The following is a 17393-nucleotide window of genomic DNA, read 5'->3' as shown; positions in this document are numbered from 1 at the left end:
GAAACGGCACCGACTGTGATTGCACCGCCATGATCGAAAAGACCTATCAGCCCACTGATATCGAAAGCCGCATGTCCCGCGCCTGGGAAGAGGCCGGCGCGTTCAAGGCCGGCCGGGCCGAGCGCCGCGCCGCCGAGCCGTTCACGATCGTCATACCGCCGCCGAACGTCACCGGGTCGTTGCACATGGGTCACGCGCTCAACAACACGTTGCAGGACGTGTTGTGCCGCTTCGAGCGGATGCGCGGCCGCGACGTGCTGTGGCAACCCGGCACCGATCATGCCGGCATTGCGACGCAGATGGTGGTGGAGCGGCAGTTGATGGAGCGGAAGGAGCCCGGCCGCCGCGAAATGGGCCGCGCCAGGTTTCTCGAACGGGTCTGGCAGTGGAAGGCGGAAAGCGGCGGCGTCATCGTCAACCAGTTGAAGCGGCTGGGGGCCTCCTGTGACTGGTCGCGTGAGCGCTTCACCATGGATGAGGGCCTGTCGCGCGCGGTCGCCAAGGTGTTCGTCGAACTGCATCGCGCCGGCCTGATCTACAAGGACAAGCGGCTGGTCAACTGGGACCCGAAGCTGCTCACCGCGATCTCCGATCTCGAGGTCAAGCAGATCGAGGTCAAGGGCAGCCTGTGGTATCTGCGCTATCCGATCGAGGGCAAGAGCTTCGATCCGGACGACCGTTCGACCTATATCGTCGTCGCCACCACGCGGCCCGAGACCATGCTGGGCGATACTGCCGTCGCGGTGCATCCGGAAAACGAGAAGCTTGAGCATTTGATCGGCAGCAACGTGGTACTGCCGATGGTCGGCCGCATTATCCCGGTTGTCGGCGACGACTATGCCGATCCGGAAAAGGGCACCGGCGCGGTCAAGATCACCCCGGCGCATGACTTCAACGACTTCGAGGTTGGCAAGCGCCATCGCCTGCCGCAGATCGGCGTGCTCGATCGCGAAGGCCGGCTGACGCTGTCCGACAACGAAGATTATCTGCGCGGTCTGCCGGCAGGCGCGTTGATGCTGGCGGAAGAATTTGACGGCATGGACCGTTTCGCAGCGCGCAAGGCGATCGTCGCGCGCCTCGAAGATTCTGGCTTCCTCGACAAGGTCGAGCCGTACGCGCACATGGTGCCGCACGGCGACCGCTCCGGCGCGGTCATCGAACCCTATCTGACGGATCAATGGTACGTTAACGCCAAGCAACTGGCGCAGCCGGCGATCGCGGCCGTGCGTCTGGGCGAAACCACGTTCGTGCCGAAGAACTGGGAGAAGACCTACTTCGAGTGGATGGAGAACATCCAGCCGTGGTGCATCTCGCGCCAGCTCTGGTGGGGTCACCAGATTCCGGCCTGGTATGGCCCGGATGGCAAGGTCTTTGTCGCGGAGACCGAGGACGAAGCCGTCGGCCATGCGCTCGGCTATTATGTCGAACAGGGCGTCATCACCGCGGAGCAGGGCGCCGAAATGGCGCGCGATCCGGCAAAGCGCGATGGCTTCATCATGCGCGACGAGGATGTGCTTGACACCTGGTTCTCTTCCGCGCTGTGGCCGTTCTCGACGCTCGGCTGGCCCGACGCGACGCCGGAGTTGAAACGCTACTATCCGACCAACGTGCTGGTCACCGGTTTCGACATCATCTTCTTCTGGGTCGCCCGGATGATGATGATGGGTTTCCACTTCATGAAGGAAGCGCCGTTCCCGACGGTCTACATTCACGCGCTCGTCCGCGACGAGAGCGGCGCGAAGATGTCGAAGTCGAAAGGCAACGTCATCGATCCCCTGCATCTGATCGATAAATACGGCGCCGATGCGCTGCGCTTCACGCTCGCGGCGATGGCGGCGCAGGGCCGCGACATCAAGCTGTCGCCGCAGCGGGTCGAAGGCTATCGCAATTTCGCGACCAAGCTCTGGAACGCCTGCCGCTTCGCGGAAATGAATGAGTGCGCTGTTCCCGCTCAGTTCGATCCCACCGCCGCAAAGGAAACGCTCAACCGATGGATCGTTCACGAGGCCGCACGCGCCACGAGCGAAGTCACCGCGGCCATCGAAGGCTATCGCTTCAATGACGCCGCCGGCGAAATCTATCGCTTCGTCTGGAACGTCTACTGCGATTGGTATCTCGAACTCGCAAAGCCCGTTCTGATCGGCGAGGACGGACCCGCCAAGTCCGAGACCCGCGCCATGGTCGCGTGGGCGCGCGATGAAATTTTGAAGCTTTTGCATCCGTTCATGCCGTTCATCACCGAGGAGTTGTGGGCGGTGACATCGACGCGCGCGCAACTGCTGACGCTGTCTCCGTGGCCGGTCAAGGCCGAACTCACCGACCAGCAGCAGGCGCTGCTCGAAGCGGTCGCATGCGATCCTTATTCCGCGCCGGAGCCGCTTGCCAATCCGTCGAAACCTTATTTTCGCGACGACGCGGCGGAGGCCGAGATCGGTTGGGTGGTCGATCTCGTCACTGCCATCCGCTCGGTTCGCGCCGAGATGAATATTCCGCCTGCGACGCTAACGCCGCTGGTGCTCGCAGGCGCATCCGTCGAGAGCAAGGCGCGGGCGCAGCGCTGGAGCGAAGTCGTCAAGCGAATGTCCCGGCTCGCGGACATCTCGTTCGCAGACCGTGCGCCGGCAGGCGCCGTGCAACTGCTGATCCGCGGTGAAGTCGCCGCGCTGCCGCTGAAGGGCGTCATCGATCTCGCCGCTGAGCGGTCACGTCTGGAGAAGGAGATCGCCAAGGCCGATGCCGATATCATGCGGGTCGACTTGAAGCTCAGCAATGAGAGTTTCATCGCCAACGCGCCCGAAGACATTGTCGAGGATGAAAAGGAAAAGCGGGAAGCAGCAAGCGCGCGCAAGGCGAAGTTCGTCGATGCGCTGGAGCGTCTGAAGGCTGCTGAGTGAGCGCAACGCGGTCGTCGTCACTGCGCCCGTTGAGCCTGCTCTGGCTTAGCGGCGTCGGGCTGCGGCTTACGATCCTCGCGGTGCCGCCGGTGCTGGCGGCCATTATTTCGGATCTTGCGCTGTCCGGAACCGAGGTCGGCATTCTCAACGCCATCCCGGTCAGCCTGTTCGCACTGATCGCGGTCCCCGGATCGCTGCTGATCGCTCGCGTCGGCGCCATCAAGGCGCTGGTGGTTGGCCTCCTGGTCGCCAGCGCGGGGTCGGCGCTGCGCGGGTTCGCCATCGATGCGATGACGCTGTTCGCCGCGACCGCGGTGATGGCGGCTGGCGTCGCCCTGATGCAACCGGCGCTGCCGCCGCTGGTGCGGCAATGGGTGCCTCACCGGATCGGTTTCGCCACAGCCGTCTACACCAACGGCTTGCTGTGCGGAGAAATCTTTCCCGTCGTATTCGCGGCAATCGTCGTGCCCCTACTGGGAGGCGGGTGGCGCGCGAGCCTCGGACTCTGGTCGTTTGCTTCGGCGGCGATCGCACTGGTCGTCTTCATCGCACGCCCGGGCGGAGAGGGCGTAGCGGCCCGGCACGGCCGCTGGATGCCGGACTGGCGCGATCCGCTGCTCTGGAAGGTCGGCCTCGTCGCCAGCGCGAACAACCAGCTTTATTTCTGCACGAACGCATTCCTGCCCGGCCTGCTGCTGCAAACCGGCCATACCGATCTGATCGGGCCGGCGCTGTCGGCGCTCAACCTCGGACAGTTGCCGGGATCGATCCTTCTCATGGTCATCGCAGGTCGGCTGGAGCGGCGGAAATGGCCGCTCGTTCTCACTGGCGTTCTCGGCCTGATCGGCGCTGCGGGCGTCGCCATCACCACGAACTTGTGGGGAATCGTAGGCGCGGCGGCGCTGGTCGGCTGCACCTGCGCCGTGGGCCTGACTCTTGTGCTGACGCTGCCGGCGCTGCTCGTTGCGCCGGAGGACGTGCCGCGTATGTCCGCGGGAATGTTCACCATCGGTTACGGCATCGCGATGCTGATCTCGATCGTCAGCGGGATGGTCTGGGATTTCACCGGGAACGCCGCTTTCGCATTCGTGCCGATCGGCCTCGCCGTCGTGCCGATGATCGTATTCCCGCTGGTGATCGATCTCAGGACGCAACGTTCCTGAACGGCTTGCTCAGGAATTTTGAGCCCTTCAATCCGTATCGCCATGGCAGGTCGGCGGCTTTCGTGATGCCGATGCGCACGCCGGTGACGACTTCAAGCTCGGCTGTGCGCTGATGGACCGCGATCGGCGGCGCATCCAGCGGCAGCGCGTTGTGCGCGATCGAGACGCTAAGCGCCTGGCACAACTTGCCCGGTCCCGAACACAGCAGGCGCTCGTCGTGCAGCCCGCGCCGCCGCCGCATCGCCGGAATGCCGTGGGTCGGTTGCAGGGCGCGGATCAGAACGGCGGCTGCGGAGCCGTTCTTTTCGCACACGAAGTTGACGCACCAGTGGATGCCGTAGGAGCGATAGACATAGGCGAAGCCGGGAGGGCCGAACATCACCATGTTCCGCGGCGTCGGTCCCCGATGGGAATGCGCCGCCGGCTCGGTGTGATGATAGGCCTCCACCTCGACGATGATGCCGCCGACCCCGTCCACCAGCAGCGTCGCCCCGATCAGCTCGGGCGCAACCTCATGAACGCTGCGGCCGAAAAACGAGCGATGGAGCGGCTTGCCGAGAGCAGGCGGGTCCGGGCTGTGGAATGTCGTCGGGCTTGGAGTTGTCTTCATGCGGCAATGGGGGCGGCGGTACGTGTTGGGATATGTTACACATTAGACCGATCTGGCGAAGTGGGTTGCAGTGCTGCGCCGGGCGGATTACCTAAAGTTTCCTGTACAACGGATCATTCATGGTCGTCGTCCTCGATACCGTTTCAGCCAATCCCGTCCGGCCGCGCCATCCGGAAAAGGTCAACCGGCCCGATGCGCCGTCGCCGCCGAAGCCGGACTGGATTCGCGTGCGCGCGCCGAACACGCGCGGCTATGCGGATACGCGCCGGATCGTCAAGGAGAACGGCCTCGTCACCGTGTGCGAGGAGGCGGGCTGCCCGAACATCGGCGAGTGCTGGGACAAGAAGCACGCCACCTTCATGATCATGGGCGACACCTGCACGCGGGCCTGCGCTTTCTGCAACGTCAAGACCGGAATGCCCGGCGCGCTTGAATCGTCCGAACCCGAATATGTCGCCGAGGCGACACGCAAGCTGGGGCTGGCGCACGTCGTCGTCACCTCTGTCGATCGCGACGACCTCGACGATGGCGGCGCGGAGCATTTTGCCCGGACCATTCGCGCGATCCGCAACCGCTGCCCAACGACGACGATTGAAATCCTGACGCCGGATTTTTTGCGCAAGAACGGCGCGCTTGAGAAAGTCGTGGCTGCCAAGCCCGACGTCTTCAACCACAATCTGGAAACCGTGCCGTCGCGCTACCTGACGGTACGGCCCGGCGCGCGTTACTTCCACTCCATCCGCCTGTTGCAAAAGGTGAAGGAGATCGATCCGACGATCTTCACCAAGTCCGGGATCATGGTCGGGCTCGGCGAGGAACGGCATGAGGTCTTGCAGGTCATGGACGACCTGCGCTCGGCGGACGTCGACTTTCTCACCGTCGGGCAATACCTCCAGCCGACCCGCAAGCATCACGCCGTGATGCGCTATGTCACACCGGAGGAGTTTTCCGGCTACGAGACCGTCGCCTACACCAAGGGCTTTCTGATGGTGTCGGCGAGCCCGCTGACGCGCTCGTCGCATCATGCCGGCGAGGATTTTGCCAAGCTGCAGGCCGCGCGCGCCGCGCTGGTGCGCTAGTCGCGCGTTTTATGCAGCGCATCCTCGTCATGGGATCGTCAGGGGCCGGCAAATCCACATTCGCGCGCAAACTCGCGGCGATCACGGGTATCCCTGCGATCTCTCTGGACGCCCTTTACTGGAAGCCCGGATGGATGCCATCCGAGGATGCCGAATTCGATGCGCGCGTGGCCGCTGCGGCGAATGCGCCGCGCTGGATCATGGACGGCAACTATCTCTCGCATGCTGGAAGGTTACGGCGCGATCTCGCCGACACGGCGATCTGGCTCGATCTGCCTCGTAGGACCTGTATGATTGGCGTCATGATCAGAGTCATGACCAGCTATGGGCGGGTGCGGCCGGAGATGGCGCTGGATTGCCCGGAAAGGTTCGATGCCGACTTTCTCCATTATGTCTGGACCTTTCGTCGGATACAGCGGCCGCGGCTGGTGGATTTTCTTGAAGGCTTGCGCTCCGATCAGACCCTGATGCGCTTCACGCGCCGGTCTGATGCGGATCGTTATCTGCATGATCTTTCCGCATCAGGGAGCGTTCACTGATGCCGACGTTCTCCAGCAAGCGCCGCGTGCGATACAGTTCGGAACAGATGTTCGATCTTGTTGCGGATGTCGAGCGCTATCCGGAATTCGTGCCGTTGTGCCAGTCGCTGAAAGTGCGGCAGCGCACGCCCGCGGCCGACGGCAAGGAAGTCGTGGTGGCCGATATGACCGTGTCGTTCAAGCTGGTGCGCGAGAGCTTCACGAGCAAGGTGACGCTCGATCGGCCGAACCTCAAAATTCTGGTCGAGTATCTCCGGGGGCCGTTCAGCCACATGGAAAATCGCTGGACGTTTGAACCGAAAGCAGATCAAGGCTGCGACGTCGGGTTTTTCATCAGCTACGACTTCAAGAGCCGGATGCTGGCGATGCTGATGGGCGCAATGTTCGATACCGCGTTCCAGCGCTTTGCGTCGGCGTTTGAAAAGCGCGCCGACGTCGTTTACGGAACGCCGCGCGCCGCAGGATAACGCGACGTCCTATCAGCTTGTTTTCGGCGCGGGTTTTCTCGGTCCGGCTGTGCGTCGCCGTTCGCCGGTCCGGCGCAACGGTGTCCGCGCCTTGCGTGGATGCAAGCGGCTGGCGCGCTCGCGCCGGACTTTTGCGGGCGGCTTGGGACCGCGCGCCAGTTCCATTAGCATCCGCAGGGCCTCAATGACCGAACGCTGCCGCACCGAACTGCGGCCGATCGCACCAAACCGGCATTCGCGATGGGTCAGGCGACCGTCCCGCGCTGCGGCCGCGAAATGAACAAGGCCCACGGGCTTGCCGGGCGTCGCGCCTCCTGGCCCTGCAATTCCCGTAATGGCGACGGCCAGATCGGTGCCGGCGCGTTCCAGCGCGCCGATCGCCATGGCGGTCGCGGTTTCCTTGCTGACCGCGCCGAAACTGTCGAGCGTGCTGGCCTTGACGCCGAGCATCGCGCGCTTGGCGTCGTTGGAATAGGTGACGAACCCCCGATCGATCACGTCGGAGGAGCCGGGAATCTCGGTCAACGCGCCCGCGACCAGCCCGCCGGTGCAGGATTCGGCTGTCGCAATGGTGAGCTTGCGCATCCGGCAAAGATCGAGCAGCGAACGCGAGAGCGCGCGAACGTCGCTGCCGCTCATGTCAGGCGCTCCCGCTCTTTTCGTTCCAGGGCAGGCGAATGGTCGCGCTGGCGGTCGCAGCGATTCCTTCCTCGCGTCCGGTGAAGCCGAGACGCTCGCTTGTGGTCGCCTTCACGGCCACGCGCGAGATCGCGACGCCGGTAATGTCCGCGATGCGTGCGCGCATCGTCTCGCGCAAGGGGCCGATCTTGGGACGCTCGCAGATCATCGTGACTTCGAGATTGGCGACGCGACCGCCGCGCGCCGCGACGCGCTCGATGGCATACTTCAGAAATTTGTCGGAGGCCGCGCCCTTCCATTGCGGATCGCTCGGAGGGAAATGCGAACCGATGTCGCCATCCGCGAGCGCGCCGAGAATGGCATCGACCAGCGCGTGCAGGCCGACGTCGCCATCGGAATGAGCGAGAAAGCCGCGATTATGCGGCACCTTCACGCCGCACAGCATGACGTGATCGCCGTCGCCGAAGGCATGGACGTCGTAGCCGGTGCCTGTCCTGATGTCGCCGAGCGCGGCTGCGAGACGCGCTTCCTCGCGCACGAAATCTTCCGGAGTCGTCAGTTTCATGTTGGCAGCATCGCCTTCAAATGTTGCGACCGTCAATCCTACCCATTCCGCAAGCGCGGCGTCGTCGGTGAAATCGTCGCGGCCCTCGCGCGCGGCGCGGCGATGCGCGTCGAGGATCACATCGAAACGGAACGCCTGCGGCGTCTGCGCGATCCGCAACGTCGCGCGATCCGGTGTCGCGTTGACGGCACCCGACGCATCGACCTGCTTGATGGTATCGGTCACCGGAATGACGGGCACCGCCGCGCCGGTGATGTTGGCCGCGTCGATCGCACGCCTGATCAGCGCCTGCGTTGCGAATGGCCGGGCGGCATCGTGTATCAGCACAATGTCCGGCGCATCAGTAGCCAGCGCCTCGAGGCCGGCATGGACGGAGGCCTGGCGCGTGGCGCCGCCGTTCGCCGGGGGCCGATAGCGAAACCCGGCGACGGCCTGATTGAACATCTCGATATCATCAGGGTTCAGCACTGGCTGGACTGCGAAAACGTCGGGGTGATCGCAGAACGCCTCCATGGCCCGCGAAATCACGGTCCGTCCGCCGACGGTCCGGTATTGCTTGGGGCCGCCGGCGCCGGCGCGAAGTCCGCGCCCTGCTGCAACAATGATGGCGGCCGTTCGTGGGGAAGTCGGCATGGAATCGACAGGCATAAATGACGTTGGAAGACGGGAATCCCGCTCGGGTCACTGCCCTTACCACGCTCGGAACAAGACCAGCAGGTGTCCCATGGGGTTGGCCCCGGATTATTTGTGTTGCAGCGCACTTGCAACAGGTAAGGAATTGGCTAAACTATAGGCATTCGATATTGTTGCCCAAATAATCGACAGTTTCTGGGCGCCTTGCAAGAGTTCCAAGGGCTTATGACATCCAACCCGTCCCGCCCTGCACCGGATCAAAAGCCGCTCACGATCGGGGATATCCCGATCGCCAGCCGGGTCTTTCTTGCGCCGATGTCCGGCATTACCGACCGGCCGTTCCGTCGTCTTGCGGAATCGCTGGGGGCGGGGCTCGTCGTCTCCGAGATGACCGCCAGCGACGATCTCGTGCGCGGGCGACCCATGTCCGTGCTCCGTTGCGAAGCAACCGGTGGCAGACCGCACGTGATTCAACTCGCGGGCTACGAGACGCACTGGATGGCGGAAGGCGCGCGGATCGCCGAGGCTGCGGGCGCCGACATCATCGACATCAACATGGGTTGTCCCGCCCGCCACGTGACAGGCGGCCAGTCGGGTTCGGCCTTGATGCGCGATCTCGACCACGCCTTGCGGCTGATCGAGGCGACGGTCGGCGCGGTGAAGGTGCCGGTCACGCTCAAGATGCGGCTCGGATGGGACGATCGCTCGCTCAATGCGCCGGCGCTCGCACAGCGCGCCGAATCCGCCGGCGTGCGGATGATCACGGTTCATGGTCGCACGCGCTGCCAGTTCTATAAGGGCTGCGCCGACTGGCAGGCCGTGCGGGCGGTGAAACAGGCGGTCCGCATTCCCGTCGTGGTCAACGGCGATATTACCTCCTTCGAGGCAGCCGTCGCGGCGCTGGAGGAATCGACCGCCGATGCCGTCATGGTGGGGCGTGGCGCGCAGGGCCAGCCATGGATGCCGGGTCAGATCGGACGCCGGTTGGAAACGGGCGCTGCCGAACCGCCGCCGTCGCTCGCTGACCAGTTGGCGTATATCCGAGCGCTTTATGACGATCTGCTTCGGCACTACGGCTTGCGCATCGGGCTTCGTCATGCGCGGAAACATCTCGGCTGGGCGCTCGGGATCGCGGCTGCCAGCGGAAATGTTTCCGCGTCCGTCCTCAAGACATGGCGGGGAAAAATTCTGACAGCCGACGACCCGGCTGGCGTGCAGCGCTCTCTTGTGGATGCATTCGAGGATTTTGCATGGAGTGCCGCAGCATGACATCGCTCGTGGAGAGCGCGCGCGCTGCGCCATCCGACGGCGAGGCTGTTCTCAACGCGCTTCCAAACCCGGTGCTGCTGGTCGCGCCTGACGGCAGGATCGTCGACGCCAACGCGGCCGCGGAGTCTTTCTTCGAAATGTCGGCGCAGTTCCTGCAGCGGCAGCCGCTGAAGGAGGTGGTCCCGTTCGGCAGCCCGCTGCTGACGCTGATCGATCAGGTGCGGAACACCGGCTCGCCCGTGAATGAGTTCCGGGTCGATCTCGGCACGCCGCGGATCGGCCGCGACCGCCAGGTCGACCTGCACGTCGCGCCGCTGACGGAACGGCCCGGCCACGTCGTGGTGATGATTCAGGAGCGCACCATGGCCGACAAGATGGATCGACAGTTGACCCATCGCAGCGCGGCGCGGTCGGTGACGGCGCTCGCGGCCATGCTCGCGCACGAAATCAAGAATCCGCTCTCCGGCATTCGCGGCGCGGCGCAGCTTCTCGAACAGGGAGCATCGTCGGAAGACCGGATTCTGACCCGCCTGATCTGCGACGAGGCCGACCGCATCGTCACGCTTGTCGACAGCATGGAAGTGTTCGGCGACGAACGGCCGGTGACGCGAGGAGCGGTCAACATTCACTCGGTGCTCGATCATGTCAAACGGCTCGCGCAGTCCGGCTTTGCGCGGAACGTCAGGTTTGCCGAGGATTACGATCCGTCGTTGCCGCCGGTTCTCGCCGATCGGGGTCAACTGATTCAGGTCTTTCTGAATCTCGTCAAGAATGCCGCGGAAGCCGTCTCCGATCTCGGAGGCGAGGGAGAAATCCAGTTCACGACCGCATTCCGTCCCGGCCTCCGTCTGTCGGTGCCCGGCAACAAGTCGCGCGTGTCGCTGCCGCTGGAATTCTGCGTCAAGGACAATGGTCCCGGCGTAGCGGAAGATCTCTTGCCCAACCTGTTCGATCCGTTCGTAACCACGAAGCCGGCCGGGAGCGGGCTTGGACTCGCGCTGGTCGCCAAGATCGTCCGCGACCACGGCGGCATCGTCGAATGTGAATCGCAGCCGCGCAAAACCACCTTCCGCATCCTGCTCCCGATGTTCGACATGAGTTCAAGGCACCGGCAGAGCGACGATGCCGCCGCCCCGGAGATCGCGTCACACGCCTCACGCGATCCAGGATGAGGACGACACATGCCCGCAGCTCACATACTGGTCGCAGATGATGACGCCGCCATCCGCACCGTGCTCAATCAGGCCCTGTCGCGCGCGGGATATGAGGTGCGTCTCACCGGCAACGCGGCGACGCTGTGGCGATGGGTCAGCCAGGGCGAGGGGGATATCGTCATCACCGACGTCGTGATGCCGGACGAGAACGCCTTCGACCTGCTGCCGCGCATCAAGAAGATGCGGCCGAACCTGCCGGTCATCGTGATGAGCGCGCAGAACACGTTCATGACTGCGATCCGCGCCTCCGAGCGCGGCGCATATGAATACCTCCCGAAACCTTTCGACCTCAAGGAACTGGTCGCGATCGTCGGCCGCGCGCTCGCCGAACCCAAGGAGCGCGCCGCCAGCCGCAGCGCCGAGAACGAATTCGAGTCCATTCCTTTGATCGGCCGTTCGCCCGCCATGCAGGACATCTATCGCGTGCTGGCGCGGCTGATGCAGACCGACCTGACGGTGATGATTTCCGGCGAATCCGGCACCGGCAAGGAACTGGTCGCGCGCGCGCTTCACGACTATGGCAAGCGGCGCAACGGTCCGTTCGTCGCTGTCAACATGGCGGCAATCCCTCGCGACTTGATCGAATCGGAGTTGTTCGGCCACGAGCGCGGCGCCTTCACTGGCGCCAATAACCGCGCCTCCGGCCGTTTCGAGCAGGCCGAAGGAGGGACGCTGTTTCTCGACGAAATCGGCGACATGCCGATGGAGGCGCAGACGCGACTGCTGCGCGTGCTGCAGCAGGGCGAATATACCGCCGTCGGCGGGCGGACCGCGATCAAGGCCGATGTCCGCATCGTTGCAGCCAGCAACAAGGATCTTCGCGTTCTGATCCAGCAGGGGCTGTTTCGCGAGGACCTGTTCTTTCGCCTCAACGTGGTGCCGCTGCGCCTGCCGCCGTTGCGCGAACGCATCGAGGACCTGCCCGATCTGATCCGGCACTTCTTCGCCCTCGCCGAAAAGGACGGTTTGCCCCCCAAGAAGCTCGATGCGCTCGCGCTGGAACGCCTGAAGCGGCATCGCTGGCCCGGCAACGTGCGCGAACTGGAAAATCTGGCGCGCAGGCTCGCGGCGCTTTACCCGCAGGACGTTATCACCGGCCCGGTGATCGACGGCGAGCTTGCGCCACCTCCAATCGTCTCCGGACGCGGCGGACATCGAAGCGTCGATAATCTCAGCGGCGCCGTCGAAATGTATTTGTCGTCGCTTTTTTCCGCCTCGCCGAATGGTGTCCCGCCGCCCGGCTTGTACCACCGCGTCTTGCGGGAAATCGAGGTCCCGCTTCTCACCGCGGCGCTGGCCGCAACCCGCGGCAACCAGATAAGGGCGGCCGACCTTTTAGGTTTGAACCGGAATACGCTTCGCAAGAAAATCCGCGATCTGGATATTCAGATATATCGAACCGGAGGATAGAATTACCTCTCATTCCGCCGATTTCGATTATATTCGAAATGAATGGCCATTTGTGCAAACTCAGGAAAGCTGAGCCGCGCCTTGCGCCGCGGAAATGTCTCAATTGCGCAACATTGTTGTAGGAATGCATCAGTTCGCTGTCGGTTAGCGGCCATTTAGCCAGCGACCCCAAATGCTCAAGCCCTTCTCCCAATGACTAGCGCAGACACGCCGGCCAACGATCCCTTATTTGTCGAACCGCGCGGTTGGACCTGGCGCCGGTTGCTGGCGCCTGTTGCGATCGGCCTTGCGCTGCTGTCGGCATTCCTGACCTTCGTGGTGCTGGTCGGCCTCACGCCGATCGAACCGACCCACCGTGTCGTCGTCACGTTCCTGATGATCGACGCGGGCATCATCCTTCTCCTCGTCGGCATTATCGCCCGCGAGGTTTGGCAGGTGGTTCAGGCCCGCCGTCGTGGCCGCGCCGGAGCAAAGCTTCATATCCAGATTGTCAGCCTGTTCTCGGTGATCGCGGTGCTGCCGGCGGTTCTGGTCTCCATCGTGGCCAATGTCACCATCGACCGCGCCCTTGACCGCCTGTTTTCGGGGCCAACCAAGCAGGTCATCCAAAACTCGCTGATCGTCGCCAACGCCTACGTGCACGAGCATGCCCAGCTCATTCGCGGCGATATCCTGGGCATGGCCAACGATATCTCCAACGCACGCCCTCTGTACGATCAGGACCGTGCAACATTCATGCAACTCCTGACGTCGAACGCGAAGGCTCGCAACCTGCCGGGCGCGATGCTGATCGACAAGGAGGGCAACGCGCTGGTTTCCGCACAAACCGGCATCGAGCGGACCTACACCACGCCCAACCCGGACTTCCTCAAAAATGTAGGGGAGGACGAACCGCAGATCGCGGTATTCCCGGAGGCGAACTACGTCGCCGCTGTCATCCGTCTGCGCGCCTTCGACGATAAATTCCTTTATGTGGCACGCCTGCTCGACCCGCACGTCGTCGCGCAACTGAAGCAGACCAAGGCGAGCGTGGCGGAATACGCCACGATCGAAGCGCGACGCCTCGGCATCCAGGTGGCGTTCGCGCTGATGTTCGCCGTGATTGCGCTGACCATCCTGATGGCGTCGGTTTTGCTGGGCTTGAATTTCGCCGACCGGTTCGTCGCGCCCGTCCGCCGATTGATGAGCGCCGCAAACGCCGTATCCACCGGCGACCTGAACGTTCAGGTGCCTGTCCTGAAGTCGGAGGGCGACCTCGCCCAGCTCGGCGAAACCTTCAACAAGATGACGGCAGAGTTGCGCACGCAACGTGACGAACTCGTCAATGCGAGCGGGCTGATCGACAGCCGGCGCCGCTTCATCGAGGCAGTGCTGTCGTCGGCGAGCGCCGGCATCATCGGTGTCGACGGCGCCAATACTATCGGCGTTCTCAATCGTTCGGCCGAAAAATTGATCGGTCATTCCGAGTCGGAAACACTGGGACGGTCGCTGTCTGAAGTGATCCCGGAGCTGAACGATCTCATGCGGTCGGCGAGGGAGGGAACTCAACGATTGGTGCAGGGACAGGTCACCATCAGTCGAGACGGCAATGAGCGCAACATTTCGGTGCGCATTAGCGCCGAGCAGAGCAGTCAATCGCGCGACAGCTACATCGTCACGCTGGATGACATCACCGAACTTGTGACGGCACAGCGCACGTCAGCGTGGGGCGACGTGGCCCGGCGGATCGCACATGAAATCAAGAATCCGTTGACGCCCATTCAGTTGTCGGCCGAGCGCATTCGCCGCAAGTTCGGCAAGGTGATCACGGAAGACAAGCCGGTTTTCGAACAGTGCACCGATACGATCGTGCGCCAGGTCGAGGATATCAGGCGGATGGTCGATGAATTCTCGCGCTTTGCGCGGATGCCCAAGCCGGTGATGGAAGGGGAAGACGTCGCCGATACGGTCCGCCAGACGGTTTTCCTCATGCGCGTCGGGCATCCCGAAATCGATATCGAGGCTGATATCAGGCAGGAGCCGATGCGCGCCCAGTTCGACCGCCGGTTGATCTCGCAGGCTCTGACCAACATCATCAAGAACGCGACCGAAGCCATCGAGGCTTTGCCGCCGGAGACGCTCGGCAAAGGCCGGATCGACGTCATCGCCGCGCGGGACGGCGACGATATCGTCATCGACGTGATCGACAACGGTATCGGCCTTCCAAAAGTTGCGCGGGCGCGGCTGCTGGAGCCCTACGTCACCACGCGGGAGAAGGGCACCGGCCTCGGCCTCGCAATCGTGGGGCGCGTGCTGGAAGACCACGGCGGAAAGCTCGAGATCAACGATGCCGCCGCCATAAAACCGGATGCGCGGGGAGCCTGGATGCGATTGCGATTCGCGGTGTCCGGGCGCGCGGACGTTGAAGCCAAAGAGGACGACGAAACCACAAACGACGATGCCTTGACCGGCGATGAAACGAAAACAAAGGTTGCAACCGGCAACTGATCAGGCGGATCAATATCGATGGCACACGACATTCTGATAGTGGACGACGAGGCGGATATTCGCGACCTCGTTGCAGGCATCCTGGAAGACGAGGGTTTTACGACCCGAACCGCGCGCAATAGCGATGAGGCGCTTGCGGAGGTCTCAAGCCGGCGTCCGCACATGGTGTTTCTCGATATCTGGCTGCAAGGCAGCAAGCTCGACGGGCTGCAACTGCTCGAGATGATCAAGCAGGACAGTCCCGATATGCCGGTCGTCATGATATCGGGCCACGGCAACATCGAAACGGCCGTCGCTGCGATCAAGCGCGGCGCCTATGACTTCATTGAAAAGCCGTTCAAATCGGATCGCCTGATTCTGGTGGCGACGCGTGCGCTCGAAACCTCGCGGCTCAAGCGTGAGGTCAGGGAGTTGAAGCAGCTCGCCCCGGCGGCCGGCTCGCTGGTCGGCCGCTCGCCATGCATGAACCAGCTTCGGCAAACCATCGAGCGCGCGGCGAAGGCCAACAGCCGCATCATGATCGTCGGCCCGTCCGGATCCGGCAAGGAGTTGGCTGCGCGAACGCTGCACAATCAGTCGAGCCGCGCGGAAGGGCCGTTCGTCGTCATCAACGCGGCGGCGATTACCCCGGAGCGAATGGAGTTCGAGCTGTTCGGCATCGAGCAGGTCGACGGTCAGCAACCCCGCAAGGCGGGAGCCCTGGAGGAGGCGCACGGCGGAACGCTGTTCATCGACGAGATCGGCGACATGCCCCGCGAGACCCAGAACAAGATCATGCGCGTCCTGGTCGATCAGACCTTTCAGCGCTCCGGCGGCGCAACCAAGATCAAGGTCGACGTGCGCATCATTTCGTCGACGGCGCGCAACCTGGAAGAAGAGATTGCCGCGGGTCATTTCCGGGAGGATCTTTATCATCGCTTGTCGGTCGTGCCGATCCGGGTTCCGCCGCTCTCCGAACGCCGTGAGGACATTCCCGAACTGATCGAGTTTTTTATGGACCACATCTCCGCTGCGAGCGGGCTGCCCAAGCGCAAGATCGGTGACGACGCGATGGCCGTGCTGCAATCGCACGTCTGGCCCGGAAACGTCCGGCAGCTCCGCAACAACGTCGAGCGCGTGATGATCCTGGCCGGCGGCGGTCCGGAGGTCATCATCACCGCGGATATGCTGCCGCAGGATGTCGGCTCGATGGTTCCTGCGATGCCGTCCGGCGTCAACGGCGAGCACATCATGGGGTTGCCCCTGCGTGAGGCTCGCGAGGTGTTCGAGCGCGACTACTTGATTGCCCAGATCAGCCGCTTCTCCAACAATATCTCGCGGACGGCGGAATTCGTCGGCATGGAGCGCTCGGCGCTGCATCGCAAGCTCAAGGCGCTCGGCGTCAACTAGAATCCTTGCCGGTCTCCTCAGATGTCGCGAATTGCATATGTCAACGGCGGGTATCGCCATTTGCGCGACGCCTGCGTCAACGTCGAGGATCGCGGCTATCAGTTTGCGGACGGCGTTTATGAAGTCTGCGAAGTGCGGGGCGGAAGGCTGGTGGATTTTCCCCGGCACATGGCGCGATTGCAGCGGTCGCTCCGCGAGCTGCGGATCGCCGAGCCGATGCCGCTGTCGGCGCTCGGTATCGTCATGCGCGAGGTGGTACGGCGCAACCGCGTGACCTACGGACTGGTCTATCTGCAGGTGACCCGCGGCGTGGCACGGCGCGATCATGCGTTTCCGCCGATCGCGGTGAAGCCGAGCGTGGTCGTCACGGCGCGGCCGCTCAACTACGCGAAGAACCAGCAAACCGCCGCGACTGGCATCAAGGTCGTCACCGTGCCTGAAAATCGCTGGCCTCGGGTGGACATCAAGTCGGTATCGCTGCTGCCCAATGTGCTGGCAAAGCAGGAAGCGCGCGAGAAGGGGGCTTACGAGGCCTGGTACGTCGGAAGCGACGGATTCATCACCGAGGGCGCGTCGAGCAACGCCTGGATCGTGACCAAGGACGGCCGGGTCGTCACCCGTTCCGCCGAGAGCGGCATTCTTGCCGGCATCACCCGAGCCGTTCTCATGGAAGTCATGGACGCCCTCCAGATCAGGCTGGAGGAGCGCCCGTTCACGCCAGCCGAAGCGCGCGAGGCCGCGGAGGCTTTCGTGACTTCGGCCTCCCAGATCGTCATGCCCGTCGTCGCAGTCGACGGTCAGATGGTGGGAAATGGACGGCCGGGCGGCATTGCCAGGCGGCTGCGGGAAGAATTCCACCGCTTTTCAGCATTTTCCTGACGGTTTTTGCCTATCCGGGCGAACCCACGGCCCGAACCGGCTTGCCTAACCTCATGCTCTGCCTTCTAATCAAAGTTGCCGGGTCCGCGAGGAGGATCTCAAACGGGCCCGGCGGCCAGGAGACGCTTCACGGAGCCGTGTCCGGTTCAAAAAAAG

14 protein-coding genes are annotated in these 17393 nt (G+C 63.5%); 11 read left to right on the top strand and 3 right to left on the bottom strand.

From position 1 onward, the window contains the following. Positions 1-29: 29 nt before the first annotated feature. Together ACMDCM_RS06235 and ACMDCM_RS06230 are read left to right on the top strand one after the other, a co-directional pair. On the top strand, positions 30-2894 hold the full coding sequence (locus tag ACMDCM_RS06235) for a valine--tRNA ligase (RefSeq protein WP_412772757.1): 2865 nt from the start codon (positions 30-32) through the stop codon (positions 2892-2894). Then, positions 2891-4057, top strand: coding sequence for an MFS transporter (locus ACMDCM_RS06230; RefSeq protein WP_412772756.1), 1167 nt, complete (start codon positions 2891-2893; stop codon positions 4055-4057). Before ACMDCM_RS06235 ends, ACMDCM_RS06230 begins: the two co-directional genes overlap by 4 nt. Here the strand turns inward: ACMDCM_RS06230 and ACMDCM_RS06225 are convergent. Beyond that, on the bottom strand, positions 4038-4667 hold the full coding sequence (locus ACMDCM_RS06225) for a DNA-3-methyladenine glycosylase (protein WP_412772755.1): 630 nt from the start codon (positions 4665-4667) through the stop codon (positions 4038-4040). The two genes, ACMDCM_RS06230 and ACMDCM_RS06225, sit on opposite strands and share 20 nt — an antisense overlap. Positions 4668-4786: 119 nt before the next feature. Between ACMDCM_RS06225 and lipA the strand changes: the two genes are divergently transcribed. Genes lipA through ACMDCM_RS06210 form a run of 3 tightly spaced genes read left to right on the top strand, consistent with a single transcriptional unit; the run spans position 4787 to position 6752 of the window. Then, the gene (gene lipA / locus ACMDCM_RS06220; protein WP_412772754.1) at positions 4787-5746 is read left to right on the top strand and encodes a lipoyl synthase; all 960 of its coding nucleotides are present in this window, start codon (positions 4787-4789) and stop codon (positions 5744-5746) included. 11 nt (positions 5747-5757) lie between these two features. Then, positions 5758-6285 carry a P-loop NTPase family protein gene (locus ACMDCM_RS06215; RefSeq protein ID WP_412772753.1) on the top strand — a complete coding sequence of 176 codons (528 nt, stop codon included), beginning with the start codon at positions 5758-5760 and terminating at the stop codon, positions 6283-6285. Continuing rightward, the gene (locus ACMDCM_RS06210; RefSeq protein ID WP_412772752.1) at positions 6285-6752 is read left to right on the top strand and encodes a type II toxin-antitoxin system RatA family toxin; all 468 of its coding nucleotides are present in this window, start codon (positions 6285-6287) and stop codon (positions 6750-6752) included. Before ACMDCM_RS06215 ends, ACMDCM_RS06210 begins: the two co-directional genes overlap by 1 nt. 12 nt (positions 6753-6764) lie before the next feature. Here ACMDCM_RS06210 and ACMDCM_RS06205 read toward each other — a convergent pair whose 3' ends face one another. Together ACMDCM_RS06205 and ACMDCM_RS06200 are read right to left on the bottom strand one after the other, a co-directional pair. Further along, the gene (locus tag ACMDCM_RS06205) at positions 6765-7391 is read right to left on the bottom strand and encodes a CinA family protein (protein WP_412772751.1); all 627 of its coding nucleotides are present in this window, start codon (positions 7389-7391) and stop codon (positions 6765-6767) included. 1 nt (position 7392) lies between these two features. Continuing rightward, complete coding sequence (locus ACMDCM_RS06200; RefSeq protein ID WP_412772750.1) at positions 7393-8589, bottom strand: bifunctional 2-C-methyl-D-erythritol 4-phosphate cytidylyltransferase/2-C-methyl-D-erythritol 2,4-cyclodiphosphate synthase; 1197 nt, start codon at positions 8587-8589, stop codon at positions 7393-7395. A gap of 225 nt (positions 8590-8814) precedes the next feature. Between ACMDCM_RS06200 and dusB the strand changes: the two genes are divergently transcribed. From dusB to ACMDCM_RS06170, 6 genes are all read left to right on the top strand, one after another. Beyond that, positions 8815-9858, top strand: a complete 1044-nt coding sequence (gene dusB / locus ACMDCM_RS06195) for a tRNA dihydrouridine synthase DusB (RefSeq protein ID WP_412772749.1) — start codon at positions 8815-8817, stop codon at positions 9856-9858. Continuing rightward, complete coding sequence (locus tag ACMDCM_RS06190) at positions 9855-11030, top strand: two-component system sensor histidine kinase NtrB (RefSeq protein ID WP_412772748.1); 1176 nt, start codon at positions 9855-9857, stop codon at positions 11028-11030. Before dusB ends, ACMDCM_RS06190 begins: the two co-directional genes overlap by 4 nt. 9 nt (positions 11031-11039) lie before the next feature. Then, positions 11040-12482, top strand: coding sequence for a nitrogen regulation protein NR(I) (gene ntrC / locus ACMDCM_RS06185; protein ID WP_412772747.1), 1443 nt, complete (start codon positions 11040-11042; stop codon positions 12480-12482). Between the two features lie 192 nt (positions 12483-12674). Beyond that, complete coding sequence (locus tag ACMDCM_RS06180) at positions 12675-14969, top strand: sensor histidine kinase NtrY-like (protein WP_412772746.1); 2295 nt, start codon at positions 12675-12677, stop codon at positions 14967-14969. An 18-nt stretch (positions 14970-14987) separates the two neighbouring features. Beyond that, entirely contained in the window at positions 14988-16358 is a 1371-nt protein-coding gene (gene ntrX / locus ACMDCM_RS06175; RefSeq protein ID WP_412772745.1) for a nitrogen assimilation response regulator NtrX, read from the top strand. Between the two features lie 21 nt (positions 16359-16379). Continuing rightward, positions 16380-17237 (top strand): D-amino-acid transaminase, encoded by an 858-nt coding sequence (locus tag ACMDCM_RS06170; protein ID WP_412772744.1) that lies wholly within the window; start codon positions 16380-16382, stop codon positions 17235-17237. Positions 17238-17393: the final 156 nt, after the last annotated feature.

This window comes from Nitrobacter sp. (assembly GCF_047149785.1).
Taxonomy (GTDB): domain Bacteria; phylum Pseudomonadota; class Alphaproteobacteria; order Rhizobiales; family Xanthobacteraceae; genus Nitrobacter.
This window is presented reverse-complemented; position numbering and strand designations above follow the sequence as displayed.

Coding starts and splice junctions, on each gene's coding strand:
- ACMDCM_RS06235 (WP_412772757.1), top strand. CDS start 30: ATGATCGAAAAGACCTATCAGCCCACTGATATCGAAAGCCGCATGTCC.
- ACMDCM_RS06225 (WP_412772755.1), bottom strand. CDS start 4,667: ATGAAGACAACTCCAAGCCCGACGACATTCCACAGCCCGGACCCGCCT.
- lipA (WP_412772754.1), top strand. CDS start 4,787: ATGGTCGTCGTCCTCGATACCGTTTCAGCCAATCCCGTCCGGCCGCGC.
- ACMDCM_RS06215 (WP_412772753.1), top strand. CDS start 5,758: ATGCAGCGCATCCTCGTCATGGGATCGTCAGGGGCCGGCAAATCCACA.
- ACMDCM_RS06210 (WP_412772752.1), top strand. CDS start 6,285: ATGCCGACGTTCTCCAGCAAGCGCCGCGTGCGATACAGTTCGGAACAG.
- ACMDCM_RS06205 (WP_412772751.1), bottom strand. CDS start 7,391: ATGAGCGGCAGCGACGTTCGCGCGCTCTCGCGTTCGCTGCTCGATCTT.
- ACMDCM_RS06200 (WP_412772750.1), bottom strand. CDS start 8,589: ATGCCGACTTCCCCACGAACGGCCGCCATCATTGTTGCAGCAGGGCGC.
- dusB (WP_412772749.1), top strand. CDS start 8,815: ATGACATCCAACCCGTCCCGCCCTGCACCGGATCAAAAGCCGCTCACG.
- ACMDCM_RS06190 (WP_412772748.1), top strand. CDS start 9,855: ATGACATCGCTCGTGGAGAGCGCGCGCGCTGCGCCATCCGACGGCGAG.
- ntrC (WP_412772747.1), top strand. CDS start 11,040: ATGCCCGCAGCTCACATACTGGTCGCAGATGATGACGCCGCCATCCGC.
- ACMDCM_RS06180 (WP_412772746.1), top strand. CDS start 12,675: ATGACTAGCGCAGACACGCCGGCCAACGATCCCTTATTTGTCGAACCG.
- ntrX (WP_412772745.1), top strand. CDS start 14,988: ATGGCACACGACATTCTGATAGTGGACGACGAGGCGGATATTCGCGAC.
- ACMDCM_RS06170 (WP_412772744.1), top strand. CDS start 16,380: ATGTCGCGAATTGCATATGTCAACGGCGGGTATCGCCATTTGCGCGAC.